This is a genomic window from Streptomyces sp. NPDC057743, assembly GCF_042798755.1.
Lineage (GTDB): Bacteria > Actinomycetota > Actinomycetes > Streptomycetales > Streptomycetaceae > Streptomyces.
Window position 1 is genome coordinate 43,189 of the sequence record NZ_JBHVJX010000006.1, and the last position, 12,558, is coordinate 55,746.

Below are 12,558 nucleotides of genomic sequence, written 5' to 3' on the forward strand. Positions count from 1 at the left end.
CGGTGCCGTATGGACGGCCTCGCCCCGAGGCCGTCCATACGGCACCGTCGTCTGCGCGTCCGGCGTCAGCGGCGCTTGCGTCCGCCGTGTTCCTGCCGCGGCGGGTGCTGGTCCGCGCCCGGCAGCTTCGGCTTCGGCAGGTGGGCCACCTCCCACTGCGCCTCGGCCAGCTTCTCGGCGGTGTCCCGGGGCAGCCGCGGCGCGTGGTGCGCGGGGGAGCGGAAGCCGAACGCCGAGGTCAGATCGCCGAACGTCGCCCGCCGCCAGTCACTGATGTTGGGCTCGGTCACGCCGGTGAACCGCTCCAGGAACTGGAGCACCGAGGTGTGGTCGAAGGCGTCGCCGGCCGCCCAGCCGCCCACCGTCCAGGGGGAGATGATCAGGCACGGCACCCGGAAGCCGGCCCCGATCGGCAGGCCCCGGACGAACTCGTCCCTGGTCCCGGCCGGCGCCACCGGCGGCGGCACATGGTCGAACAGGCCGTCGTTCTCGTCGTAGTTGAGGATGAAGGCGGTCTTCGCCCACACCTTGGGGTTCGAGGCGACCGCCTCGATCTTCCTGGCCACGTAGTCGGCGCCGGCGGCCGGCAGGTAGTCCGGGTGCTCCGACTGGTGGCTGGTGGGGATCAGCCAGGAGACCGCCGGCAGCCGGTCGCCTCGGGCGTCGTCCTCGAAGGCGTCGGCCGGCCGGCGCCGCATGCCCCGCTCGTACAGCGCGCTGCCCGGCTTGGCGTCCCGGAACGTCTGGAACTGCTCCAGCAGGTTGCAGCCGTAGTTGTCCTCCTCCTGGTACACCTGCCAGCTGATGCCGGCCGCCTGGAGCCGCTCCGCGTACGTCGTCCAGCGGTACGGCGTGGGCGCGGTGTTGTTGAGGATCGGGCCGCCGTGGGTGCCGCCCGGGTCGAGGGTGCCGGTCATCCAGTACAGCCGGTTGGGCCAGGTCGGCCCGAAGACCGAGCAGAAGTAGTTGTCGCAGAGGGTGAACGCCTCGGCGAGGGCGAACTGGAAGGGGATGTCCTGGCGGGTGTGGTAGCCCATCACGTAGGGGCCGTTGATGCCGTCGGCCTTGCGGTGCGCGGGTAGCCAGCGGTCCATCTTGCCGCCGTTCCACGCCTCGTGCTGGACCGACCAGGCGTGGCTGGTGGAGGGGATGGCCTGGGCGCTGGAGGTATGGGTGTTCAGGCGGAACGGCAGCAGATAGCCGTCGGGGTTCTCGGCGTCGGGCTGGTAGAAGACGGAGCGGCCGGTGGAGAGCTTGAGCGCGTGCGGGTCGTTGAACCCGCGGACGCCGCGGAGCGTGCCGAAGTAGTGGTCGAACGAACGGTTCTCCTGCATCAGCAGGACGACGTGCTCGATGTCGCGCAGTGAGCCGCCCCGCGGGGGACCCGCGGCGACGGCCTTCTGGACGCTGGGCGGCAGCAGCGACAGTGCGGCGGTGCCGCCGATCGCCCCGGCCGCCGAGCCGAGGAGTCTGCGTCGGGTCATATTCGGCATATGTGCCACTCTCCCTGAGTCGCGAAGGCCCTCGGTGGACCTTCCCGACTCTGGCGGTGGCCTAGTTTCGCGGGCAGGGGGAGGTTGCTGAACGGCGCGTCAATTGGCCGTGAACAGACCCGAGTTGGCTGGTCAGTCCTACGTCCCGTACGTCACGTGACGCAGCGCGCGACCACGCGCGCACCACTCCGGCTACGCCTTTGCGGCGATTGACGGGGACACGCGGCTTACGCCCGGAGTTCCCTCGGGTGCCGGGTACGGGCGTTCGTCGGGGAGCAGTGCGCGGGCGGCGCCCTCCTCGCCGGCGCGCACCAGCGCGTGGACCTTCCGGGCCAGCGGCGTCACATCGCGTACGCCGACCAGCCACTCGTCCGCGTACGCCCGCGACAGCGCGCCGGACAGGCCCAGTTGGAGCGAGCGGTGCGGCAGCGGCCGCAGGCGCAGATCGCGCTCGGGGTCCCACTGGACGCGCGCCGCGGAGGCGCGCAGCGCGCGTTGCCAGGCGGCGCGGTCGGGGTGTTCGGCGGGGTCGTAGTGCGACAGGCACGCGCCGCGCAGCGCCCGGTCGAACCCCTCCCGGGTGATCTCGATGGCCAACACCGTCTCCTGGTCGGCCTTGGTGGCCCAGCCGCAGCGGTACATCATCCACAGGAACGACGGCTTGACCCACGTCATCCGGTCCCGCTTCCAGGCGGCCGGGAAGCGGCCCTCGCGCGCCGCGGGGCGGCCCAGCACCGGCGCGTACGCCTGGTAGACGGTGACGGTGTCGGCGGTGTGCAGCGCGCGGATGCGGCAGAACGGCTCGCGGGAGGTGGGGGTGGCGGGGCTCATGGTGGCCCATCCTGCCGACGTCGGCCGCGGCGGACCACCGGATTACGCGTCAGTCCGCGGCGCCCCGACGGGCCGGTGGCCTCAGGCGCCGCCGATGTCCTCCTGCCACAGCTGAGGGTGCGCCCCGATGAACTCCCGCATCAGCGCCGCGCATTCGCGGTCGTCCAGCAGCACCACCTGCACGCCGTGCCGGGCCAGCCAGTCGTGCCCGCCGTGGAAGGTCCGGGCCTCGCCGACGACGAGGCGGGAGATCCCGAACTGGCGGACCAGCCCGCTGCACAGCCAGCACGGCGAGAGCGTGGTGACCATCGTCGTGCCCCGGTAGCCGCGCCGCCGCCCGGCCGCCTGGAAGGCGACGATCTCGGCGTGCCGGGACGGATCGCCGTCCTGCACGCGGCGGTTGTGGCCCAGGCCCAGCGGCGCGCCGTCCGGGCCGTAGAGCGCCGCTCCGATGGGGATGCCGCCCTCGGCCAGCCCCGCCCGGGCCTCGGCCAGCGCCGTCGCCAGCATCCCGCGGGCCTGCTCCTGGAGGTGGTCGGGGTGTCCGGCCAGATCCTCGTGGCCGTCGATCTGGCCGTAGCGGCTGACGGCCTCGCGGTCCTGTCCCCACGTCCGCGGTCGGTCCCGATCCGGTGCCTGGTCCATGCGGTCACTCTTCCCGCCCGGGCGGCCCTGGCAACTCCCGCTGGGCCGGACGGGCCGTGAGGGGCACTCAGGAGGCGGCGGGCGGGGTCTCCTCGGGACCCTTGCGGCCGCCGGGCCCGTCGCCGGAACCCCCGGCGCCGTCCGTGCCCTTCGCGCCGTCGCCGGACCCGGCCTCCTTGCGGCGCAGCTCCTCCTCGCGGCGGCGCAGATCGGCCTCCCAGTCCTTCAGCAGCGCCTCGTCCTTCTTGTTCTCCTCGCGCAGCGACCGCAGGAACTCGGGGTTGTCGTCCGGAGCCACCCACGCGGCGCCGGAGTTGCGGTGCCACTCGGCGGGCGTGCTGCCCCGGCCGTTCGGGACGCGGTCTCGCGGCCGGCCCGCCACCAGCCAGGCGATCGGCCCGATCAGCACCTCGCCGAAGAGCAGGATGATGAACACCCACGCCAGCTTCGGCAGTCCGCGGACCTGCGACTCGGGGGTGTTGAGGCAGTCGATGAAGGCGTAGATCCACAGCCCCAGCACCACAAGGAACGGCAGATACCTGAGCATGGTGGACGGTCCCCCTGGGTGCGCGGACGGACCCGCGACGGGGCCCCGTGACCCGTACAGGGTAGTGCGTACCGGATACTGGAACGCATGGCTTACGACGATCTTCGCTCCCTGCTGCGGGCCCTGGAGCGCGAGGGCGACCTCACACGCATCAAGGCCGAGGTCGACCCGTATCTGGAGGTCGGCGAGATCGTGGACCGGGTGCAGAAGGCCGGCGGTCCGGCGCTGCTCTTCGAGAACGTCAAGGGCTCGGCGATGCCGCTGGCCATGAACGTCTACGGCACCGACCGCCGGCTCCTCAAGGCGCTCGGCCTGAGTGACTACGAGCAGATCAGCGAGAAGATCGGCGGGCTGCTCAAGCCCGAACTGCCGCACGGCTTCGTGGGCGTGCGCGAGGCGTTCGGCAAGCTGGCGAACATGACGCACGTCCCCCCGAAGAAGGTCAAGGGCGAGGCGCCCGTCCAGGAGGTCCAGCTCACCGGCGACGACGTCGACCTGGAGAAGCTGCCGGCGCTGTTCACCTGGCCCAAGGACGGCGGCTCCTTCTTCAACCTCGGGCTGACCCACACCAAGCACCCCGAGACCGGCGTCCGCAACCTCGGTCTCTACCGCCTCCAGCGCCACGACAAGCGCACCATCGGGATGCACTGGCAGATCCACAAGGACAGCCGCAACCACTACCAGGTCGCCGCCAAGCGCGGCGAGCGGCTGCCGGTCGCGATCGCCTTCGGCTGCCCGCCGGCGGTGACCTACGCCTCCACCGCCCCGCTGCCCGGCGACATCGACGAGTACCTCTTCGCCGGCTTCCTCCAGGGCAAGCGGATCGAGATGGTGGACTGCAAGACGGTCCCGCTCCAGGTCCCGGCCAACGCCGAGGTCGTCATCGAGGGGTGGCTGGAGCCCGGCGAGATGCTGCCGGAGGGCCCGTTCGGCGACCACACCGGCTTCTACACGCCGCAGGAGCCGTTCCCCGCGCTGAAGATCGACTGCGTCACGATGCGCCGCCGGCCGCTGCTCCAGTCGATCGTGGTGGGCCGGCCGCCGACCGAGGACGGTCCGCTGGGCCGGGCCACCGAGCGGTTCTTCCTCCCGCTCCTCAAGATCATCGTCCCGGACATCGTCGACTACCACCTCCCCGAGTCCGGCGGCTTCCACAACTGCGCGATCGTCTCGATCGACAAGAAGTACCCCAAGCACGCCCAGAAGGTGATGCACGCCATCTGGGGCGCCCACATGATGTCGCTGACCAAGCTGATCGTGGTGGTGGACGCCGACTGCGATGTGCACAACCTCCACGAGGTCTCCTGGCGGGCGCTGGGCAACACCGACTACGCCCGCGACCTGACCGTCGTCGAGGGCCCGGTCGATCACCTCGACCACGCCTCCTACCAGCAGTTCTGGGGCGGCAAGGCGGGCATCGACGCCACCAAGAAGTGGCCCGAGGAGGGCTACACCCGCGACGGGGGCTGGCCGGACATGGTCGAGTCGGACCCGGCGATCGCCGAGCGGGTCACGAAGCGTTGGAAGGAGTACGGGCTGTGAGCGAGCCTCGCAGGGGGGCACCCCCGGCCGAAGGTTGGGGGAGAACCGTCAAGAGGTGCGTGCCGCGCGTGTACGGGGCCGAGTGCAGCGAGGTCTCCGCATGAGTGTTTCTGCCGCCGCGGTACCGCAAACGGGCAAGACCAGGGCCTTCCTGCGGCTCGTCGTCATCGAGCACTCGGTCTTCGCGCTGCCCTTCGCCTATATCGCCGCGTTCACCGCGATGCAGCGGCTGGACCAACACGTCCACTGGCTACGGCTGTTGCTCGTCACCGTCGCCATGGTCGGCCTGCGCACCTTCGCGATGGCCGTCAACCGCATCATCGACCGGGAGATCGACGCCCGTAACCCGCGCACGGCCGGGCGTGAACTGGTCACCGGCGCGGTCTCGGTGAAGTCCGCCTGGACCGGCGCGCTGATCGCCGTGGTGGTCTTCCTGGGCGCGGCGGCGCTGCTCAACCCGCTGTGCCTGGCGCTGGCGCCGATCGCCGTGGTGCCGATGGTGGTCTATCCCTACGGCAAGCGCTTCACCAACTTCCCGCACGCGATCCTCGGCCTCGCCCAGGCGATGGCCCCGGTCGGCGCCTGGCTGGCGGTCACCGGTTCCTGGTCCTGGGAGTCGGTGATCCTCGGCCTCGCGGTCGGCATCTGGATCGGCGGCTTCGACCTGATCTACGCCTGCCAGGACGTCGAGGCGGACCGCGAGAACGGCGTGAAGTCCGTGCCGGCCCGCTTCGGCGTGCCGGGCGCGCTCTGGGGCGCCCGCTGGTGCCACGCCGTCACCACCGCGCTGCTGGCGTGGTACGGCGTCGTGATCGGCGCCGGCCTCTTCTTCTGGATCGGGCTGGTGATCGTGGCGGTGGCCTTCTGCTACGAGCACGCGATCGTGCGCCCGCACGACACCTCCCGCCTCAACCGGGCGTTCTTCCAGGTCAACAGCTTCATCGGGATCGCGCTGTTCGTCTGCGCGCTGCTCGACCTGTTCGTCCGCGGACTGACGCCGTGAACGACCCAGCGCCGTAACGACACTTGACGTCGTAAGGCCCCAACGCCCTGGCACCGTGAAGTCGCGGCGCCGGGGCGCTGTGGTTTGCCGCTCAGCCCTCGCCGAGCGCTCAGCCCTTCGACTACGGGACGGGTCTGACGACGGTGCCGGCCGCCGGCACCACCCGCCCCCGGTCCCGCAGCACGCACGCCGCCAGCACCCCGCCGATCAGCCCGAACAGATGGCCCTGCCAGCTGATCCCGCTGGTGGTGGGCAGCGCGCCCCACAGGATCGAGCCGTAGAGCAGGCCGACGCCCACCCCGATCGCGATGTCCAGCGGCTTGCGCTCGATGAAGCCGCGCACCAGCAGATAGCCGAAGAGCCCGAAGACCACCCCGGAGGCGCCCGCGGTGTTGCTGTGCGCCGGGGCGGTCAACCACACGCCCAGGCCGCTGACGACGATGATCAGCAGGGCCGCGGCGAGGAACCGGCGGATGCCGCTGCGCAGCGCGGCGACGAAGCCGAGCACCAGCAACGGCAGGGTGTTGGCCGCCAGATGCTCGAAGCCGAAGTGCAGGAAGGCGGCGGGCACCACGTCGACCAGCTCGGCCGGATCGCGGGGCTGGATGCCGAAGGCGTCGAGGGCGTTGCCGCTGAGGGTGTCGATGCCCTCCAGGACCCAGAGCAGCCCGACCCAACCGACCATCAGCAGCAGCGCGGGCCTGGCCCCTGCGGTCCGCGGTGTCATCGCCCGCCCCCTTCGTCTTCGTCGTCGACTCTCGCGCGCCCGGTGACGTCGTAGCGGCGCACAGGTAGTAACGGTCGTGACGGTGCCGGTGGTTCCGCCGGATAGGCTCGATCCGTGGAGCCGCCGCACAACAACACCAGCAAGCAGGCCCCGGGCCGTCGCCCGTGGGTCGTGGGAATCTCCGGCGCGTCCGGGACGCCGTACGCCGCGTCCGTGCTGCGCGGGTTGCTCGCCGCAGGGGAGGCGGTGGACCTGATCGTCAGTCGGGCGTCGCGGTTGACGCTGCTGGACGAGACCGGCATCGCCTTCCGGGACGCGCACTGGCGCAGCGACCTTCGGGAGTGGCTGGCGCGTGGTGCGGACGGCAAGCCGGACACCTTCCGGGTGACCGACGAGATGCTGGCGCGGGTGCGGCACTGGCCGGCCGGGGACCTGGCGGCTGGCCCGTCGTCGGGTTCGTATCCGGTGCGGGGGATGTTGATCGTCCCGGCGAGCACGGCGTGCGTGGCCGGGGTGGCGCTGGGGCTGTCGAAGGACCTGCTCCAGCGGGTGGCGAGCGTGACGCTCAAGGAGCGGCGGCCGTTGGTCGTCGCGGTGCGGGAGACCCCGTTGAACGGGCCGACGCTCAAGCACTTGGTGGCGCTGGACGAGGCGGGCGCCGTGGTGCTGCCCGCCTCTCCGGCGTTCTACGCGGGTGCGACGCACATCCAGGATCTGGTGGACTTCGTCGCGGGCCGGGTGCTCGATGCGGCACAGGTGCCGCACGGGCTGTACCGGCGGTGGGAAGGGGAGCTGGGGGGCGGCTCCAAGGGGGAGGCCCCCGAAGCTCGTTAGCGCTTCTTGGTGGCGGCGCGGCCGAAGCGGCGCCGGGCCCGCGGGGTAGTGGGCTGCTGGGCGGCACGAGAACGATTGGCCTGGTCCTGCAGCTCGCGCATGCGGGCGTAGGCCATCTCGATCGAGTACACGGTGACAACTCCTGTTGAAAGATCGTCCTTGATCGTTCTAAATGAATCACAGGGCTAGGACCCCTGTATGCCTTAGATTCTACATGCAAAACGCAGGAACGCGGAAAGATTGGAAGGCTTGAGGGCATGGACGCGGTGGATAGGCAGCTCATTCAGGCACTTCGCGAGAACGGCAGGGCCTCCTACGCGGAACTCGGCCGGCTCGTCGGCCTCTCCGGCCCCAGCGTCACGGACCGGATCAACCGCCTCGAAGCGGCCGGAGTGATCACCGGGTACCGCGCGACGGTCGACGCCGCCTCGCTCGGACTGGGCGTCACGGCCCTGGTCGGCATCTCCCTCTCGGACGCCGCCGACCACGAGGACGTCGCCCGCCGGCTCAAGGACCTCGCCGAGATCGAGGACTGCTGGTTCATCGCCGGCGACGACTCCTACATGCTCAAGGTCCGGGTCGGCGACGTGGACGGGCTGGAGCGCACCATCCGTCGACTGTCCGGCACCAAGGGCGTCTCCCGCACGCGGACCACGATCGTGCTCTCCACCAAGTGGGAGAACCGCGTCGGCGAGCTCCCCGAAGAGGTCGGCTGAACCGGCGCACACCGCCGGCGGACGGGGGCCCAGGGCGGCGCCCAAGGGGCCTCCGTCCGCCGCGGAAGCGGGGGAGTAGGCTCGGCGAAGCCCGTTTTTCGCAGGAATGGCCGACGTTCCGGGTGGAACGGCCGGTGACACACAGAGATGGTGGGAGGCGACCCGATGGCGGCGTCGATGGATGCGGGCCTCAAGCGCGAGCTGGAGGAGAAGGTCCACGCCGGGGAGCGACTGACCCGCGAGGACGGGATCGCTCTGTACGAGTCCGACGACCTGGCGTGGCTGGGTGGCCTCGCCCACGAGGTGCGGACCCGGAAGAACGGCGACGCCGTCCACTTCAACGTCAACCGCCACCTCAACATGACCAACGTGTGCACCGCGTCCTGCGCGTACTGCTCGTTCCAGCGCAAGCCGGGCGAGAAGGACGCGTACACGATGCGCATCGAGGAGGCCGTCCGCCTCGCCAAGGCGATGGAGAACGAGAACCTCACCGAGCTGCACATCGTCAACGGCCTGCACCCGACCCTGCCGTGGCGCTACTACCCGCGCTCGCTGCGGGAGTTGAAGAAGGCGCTGCCGAACGTCTCCCTCAAGGCGTTCACCGCCACCGAGATCCACCACTTCGAGACCATCTCCGGCATGTCCGCCTCCGAGATCCTCGACGAGCTGATCGACGCCGGGCTGGAGTCGCTGACCGGCGGCGGCGCCGAGATCTTCGACTGGGAGGTCCGTCAGCACATCGTCGACCACGCCACCCACTGGGAGGACTGGTCGCGGATCCACCGCCTCGCCCACGAGAAGGGCCTGAAGACCCCGGCCACCATGCTCTACGGGCACATCGAGGAGCCCCGCCACCGCGTGGACCACGTCCTGCGGCTGCGCGAGCTCCAGGACGAGACCGGCGGCTTCCAGGTCTTCATCCCGCTGCGCTACCAGCACGACTTCGTGGACATGAAGGACGGCAAGGTCCGCAACAAGCTCCAGGCGCGGACCACGATGGCCAGCGGCGCCGAGGCCCTGAAGACCTTCGCGGTCTCCCGGCTCCTCTTCGACAACGTCCCGCACGTCAAGGTCTTCTGGGTGATGCACGGCGTGCAGACCGCCCAACTCGCCCTCCAGCACGGCGCCGACGACATGGACGGCTCGGTCGTCGAGTACAAGATCACCCACGACGCGGACAACTACGGCACCCCGAACAAGCTCACCCGCGACGACCTGCTGGACCTGATCCGCGACGCCGGCTTCCGCCCCGTCGAGCGCAACACCCGCTACGAGACCATCCGCGAGTACCCGGGCCCGGACCCGGAGCGCCGCGAGTCCCCGCAGCCGATGCGGCTCTGACGCCGGCCGGGGCCCCGCGGGGCCCCGGTAGGGTCCGCCCCATGAGCGTGTGCTTCGAGCCGGACCCCGCCGTCACCCCGGAAGTCCGGGACGGGATCTGCCAGTTGTGGGCGGACGTCTCCAACGCGGGCGGCGCGGTCGGCTTCGTTCCGCCCGTCACCCCGCAGGACGTCCGCTCCCACCTCCTGCGTCACCTCACGGCGCTCGCCGAGGGCAGCGCGCGGCTGTTCCTCGGCCGGGACGCCGGCGGCCGCGTCGTGGCCACCGCGTTCCTCACCACCAACTGGCACTGGATGTACACCCACTGGCTGTGGGTCTCCACCGTCATGGTCCACCCCGACCTCCAGGGCAAGGGCACCGGCCGCGCGCTGATGGCCACGGTCGCCGACGCCGCCCGCGGCACCGACGGCATCATCGGCCTCCGGCTCACCTGCCGCGGCGGCACCGGCCTGGACCGCTTCTACGCCTCCTGCGGCTACCGCGAGATCGGCCGCGCCCCGCGCGCGATCAAGCTCGCCGACGACGACCTCCGCGACGACGTCACGATGTGGCTCGACCTGGGCTGATGCGCCCGCGGGCCGGGGGCCCGGAAGATCGCCCGGGGTGCTGTGCTTGACTGGACGGCAGACCCTTTCGGTTGCCGTTGAGAAGAAGGTCCCGACCGTGAGTAGCTCCAAGTTCGCCACGCTCCGCTACACCGCCCTTCGCATCGGCCTGTTCGTCGTCTGCTTCGCCGCGGTATGGGTGCTGGCCTACTTCCGGATCATCCCGCTCGGCGTCGGCAACTCCAACACGATCTGGCTGTTGCTGCTCGCCATCGTCATCTCCGCGCCGCTCAGCTTCGTGCTGCTGCGCAAGCAGCGGGACGCGATGTCCGAGCAGATCGTGGCCAGGGTGGACCGCCAGAAGGAGCGGCTCGCCGCCAACCAGCGCATGGAGGACAGCCTCTAAGGCCCCGTCCCCGCCCCGGACTGTAAGACGCGTCACGTCGGCGCGCGGTCCCTCCCCCACTCACGTACGGCGCCCGGTCCGCGGAGTCCCAACTCCCCGGACCGGGCGCCGTTTTGCGTCCTTTCACCCGCTCCATGGTGCTGCGTCAGCTCTTGTCCGCAACCCAAAGATTTTCTTTGGGTTCCTCAAAGTTCAAGTGTTAACGTGCTTGTCATGAAGACAGCAGCCGCGCCCTCGAATCCCATGAGCGTCCCGCTCGTGGGGCGCCTGCACGTCGATCTTTGCCGCTGCATGTCCGCGGCCTGTTGCCGCCGCTGACATGCCCCCAGCGGCCGGAGATCCTGCGTACGGACCTCCTGGCGCTCTCGCACGCCGTTCCTTAACGCCCCGCGTCCCACGTCTTCCCGTCACCGGAGTGTGTCCGTTGTCCACGTCTGCCCAGACCCCTGCGCCCGCGAAGGCGCCCCAGACCCCGAAGACCTCCCGAATACCCAAGATCCCGTTCTGGGTGCAGATCCTGACCGGCCTCGTCCTCGGCGTGCTGCTCGGCTGGGTCACCAAGAGCGGTGACATCGGCTGGCTCGGCTCCACCCTGCAGCACATCGGCGACCTCTTCATCCAGCTGCTGAAGCTGGCCGTCGCCCCCCTGGTCTTCTTCGCGATCCTGGTCTCGATCACCAACCTGCGGCAGGTCAACAACGCCGCCCGGCTGGCCACCCGCACCCTGCTGTGGTTCATGGTCACCTCGCTGATCGCGGTGGCGATCGGCCTGGCCATCGGCCTGCTGACGAACCCCGGCGCGGGCACCGGCCTGACCCCCAAGGACGGCAAGCTCCCCCAGCACAGCGGCTCCTGGATCGACTTCCTCACCGGCATCGTCCCCACCGACGTCATCACGCCGTTCACCCAGCTCAACGTCATGCAGATCGTCTTCATCGCGGCCGTCGCCGGCATCGCCGCGCTGCAGATCGGGGAGAAGGCCGAGCCGGTCCTCAAGATCAGCCGCTCCGCCCTGGAGCTGCTCCAGAAGGCGCTGTGGTGGGTCATCCGGCTCGCCCCGATCGGCACCGTCGGCCTCATCGGCCACGCCATCGCCACCTACGGCTGGAACCTCATCGGCAAGTACGCGACCTTCACCGTCGACATCTACGTCGGCTGCGCGCTGGTCCTCTTCGTCGTCTACCCGCTGCTGCTGTCGTCCGTCGCCAAGGTCAACCCGGTGCAGTTCTTCCGCGGCGCCTGGCCCGCCATCCAGCTGGCGTTCGTCTCCCGCTCCTCGGTCGGCACCATGCCGGTCACCCAGAAGGTCACCGAGCGCCTCGGCGTGCCCAAGGAGTACGCCTCCTTCGCGGTGCCGTTCGGCTCGACGACCAAGATGGACGGCTGCGCCTCCATCTACCCGGCGATCGCCGCGATCTTCATCGCCCAGATCTTCAACGTCCACCTGAGCATCGCCGACTACGTCCTGATCGCCTTCGTCTCGGTCATCGGCTCCGCCGCCACCGCCGGCCTCACCGGCGCGACGGTCATGCTGACCCTGACCCTCTCGACGCTGGGCCTCCCCCTGGAGGGCGTCGGCCTGCTGGTGGCCATCGACCCGATCCTGGACATGATGCGGACCGCCACCAACGTGGCCGGCCAGTCGGTCATCCCGATCGTGGTCTCGGCCCGCGAGAAGATCCTGGACCGTGACGCCTACGCCCGCGCCACCAGCGTGAACATCGCCGACGCCGATGCCGACGCCGATGCGGTGGCCGGCTCCGGAGCGGTCGAGGAGCGGGAGCCGGCGGTGGCCGCGGCCTGACCGGCGGCGGGCCCGCACCCGCCCTTGCACCGCAGTTCACCGCAGCGCCCCTGCGGCCCGTTCTCCTTACGGGCCGTGGGGGCGCTGCGGCGTCCGGTGGGGCTACGGGGCTCTGGGGCTTATG

Annotated in this window: 14 protein-coding genes; 8 read left to right on the top strand and 6 right to left on the bottom strand. The window is 70.5% G+C overall.

Going from position 1 to position 12,558, the window contains the following annotated elements; genetic code table 11:
- Window positions 1–65: 65 nt before the first annotated feature.
- The 4 genes from ACFVFQ_RS08480 to ACFVFQ_RS08495 all read right to left on the bottom strand — a co-directional run bounded on the left by ACFVFQ_RS08480 (window position 66) and on the right by ACFVFQ_RS08495 (window position 3,516).
- Window positions 66–1,493: an alkaline phosphatase family protein gene (locus ACFVFQ_RS08480; protein ID WP_383410929.1), complete on the bottom strand. Its 1,428-nt coding sequence runs from the start codon at window positions 1,491–1,493 to the stop codon at window positions 66–68.
- Window positions 1,494–1,685: 192 nt separating this feature from the next.
- Window positions 1,686–2,324, bottom strand: coding sequence for a DUF4291 domain-containing protein (locus tag ACFVFQ_RS08485; RefSeq protein ID WP_383410932.1), 639 nt, complete (start codon window positions 2,322–2,324; stop codon window positions 1,686–1,688).
- A gap of 81 nt (window positions 2,325–2,405) precedes the next feature.
- Window positions 2,406–2,969, bottom strand: coding sequence for a nucleoside deaminase (locus ACFVFQ_RS08490; protein ID WP_383410940.1), 564 nt, complete (start codon window positions 2,967–2,969; stop codon window positions 2,406–2,408).
- Window positions 2,970–3,036: 67 nt separating this feature from the next.
- A complete protein-coding gene (locus tag ACFVFQ_RS08495; RefSeq protein ID WP_383410945.1) occupies window positions 3,037–3,516 on the bottom strand; it encodes a PLD nuclease N-terminal domain-containing protein in 480 nt (159 codons plus the stop codon).
- An 87-nt stretch (window positions 3,517–3,603) separates the two neighbouring features.
- Between ACFVFQ_RS08495 and ACFVFQ_RS08500 the strand changes: the two genes are divergently transcribed.
- Both ACFVFQ_RS08500 and mqnP read left to right on the top strand, forming a co-directional pair.
- Window positions 3,604–5,058 (top strand): menaquinone biosynthesis decarboxylase, encoded by a 1,455-nt coding sequence (locus tag ACFVFQ_RS08500; protein ID WP_383410948.1) that lies wholly within the window; start codon window positions 3,604–3,606, stop codon window positions 5,056–5,058.
- A gap of 100 nt (window positions 5,059–5,158) precedes the next feature.
- Entirely contained in the window at window positions 5,159–6,061 is a 903-nt protein-coding gene (gene mqnP, locus ACFVFQ_RS08505; protein ID WP_383410951.1) for a menaquinone biosynthesis prenyltransferase MqnP, read from the top strand.
- A gap of 121 nt (window positions 6,062–6,182) precedes the next feature.
- Here mqnP and ACFVFQ_RS08510 read toward each other — a convergent pair whose 3' ends face one another.
- The gene (locus ACFVFQ_RS08510; protein ID WP_383410953.1) at window positions 6,183–6,788 is read right to left on the bottom strand and encodes a rhomboid family intramembrane serine protease; all 606 of its coding nucleotides are present in this window, start codon (window positions 6,786–6,788) and stop codon (window positions 6,183–6,185) included.
- Window positions 6,789–6,902: 114 nt separating this feature from the next.
- On the opposite strand from ACFVFQ_RS08510, the gene ACFVFQ_RS08515 reads away from it, so the two are divergent.
- Complete coding sequence (locus tag ACFVFQ_RS08515; protein WP_383410957.1) at window positions 6,903–7,622, top strand: UbiX family flavin prenyltransferase; 720 nt, start codon at window positions 6,903–6,905, stop codon at window positions 7,620–7,622.
- On the opposite strand, the gene ACFVFQ_RS08520 is transcribed toward ACFVFQ_RS08515, so the two are convergent.
- A complete protein-coding gene (locus tag ACFVFQ_RS08520; RefSeq protein ID WP_383410960.1) occupies window positions 7,619–7,753 on the bottom strand; it encodes a hypothetical protein in 135 nt (44 codons plus the stop codon). The two genes, ACFVFQ_RS08515 and ACFVFQ_RS08520, sit on opposite strands and share 4 nt — an antisense overlap.
- A 126-nt stretch (window positions 7,754–7,879) precedes the next feature.
- On the opposite strand from ACFVFQ_RS08520, the gene ACFVFQ_RS08525 reads away from it, so the two are divergent.
- From ACFVFQ_RS08525 to ACFVFQ_RS08545, 5 genes are all read left to right on the top strand, one after another.
- The gene (locus ACFVFQ_RS08525; RefSeq protein WP_274914976.1) at window positions 7,880–8,338 is read left to right on the top strand and encodes an Lrp/AsnC family transcriptional regulator; all 459 of its coding nucleotides are present in this window, start codon (window positions 7,880–7,882) and stop codon (window positions 8,336–8,338) included.
- A 177-nt stretch (window positions 8,339–8,515) separates the two neighbouring features.
- On the top strand, window positions 8,516–9,679 hold the full coding sequence (gene mqnE / locus ACFVFQ_RS08530; protein WP_383411515.1) for an aminofutalosine synthase MqnE: 1,164 nt from the start codon (window positions 8,516–8,518) through the stop codon (window positions 9,677–9,679).
- Between the two features lie 41 nt (window positions 9,680–9,720).
- Window positions 9,721–10,245, top strand: coding sequence for a GNAT family N-acetyltransferase (locus tag ACFVFQ_RS08535; protein WP_383410963.1), 525 nt, complete (start codon window positions 9,721–9,723; stop codon window positions 10,243–10,245).
- A gap of 97 nt (window positions 10,246–10,342) precedes the next feature.
- Window positions 10,343–10,630: a DUF4229 domain-containing protein gene (locus ACFVFQ_RS08540; protein WP_383410966.1), complete on the top strand. Its 288-nt coding sequence runs from the start codon at window positions 10,343–10,345 to the stop codon at window positions 10,628–10,630.
- A gap of 424 nt (window positions 10,631–11,054) precedes the next feature.
- The gene (locus tag ACFVFQ_RS08545; protein WP_383410969.1) at window positions 11,055–12,434 is read left to right on the top strand and encodes a dicarboxylate/amino acid:cation symporter; all 1,380 of its coding nucleotides are present in this window, start codon (window positions 11,055–11,057) and stop codon (window positions 12,432–12,434) included.
- Window positions 12,435–12,558 lie beyond the last annotated feature (124 nt).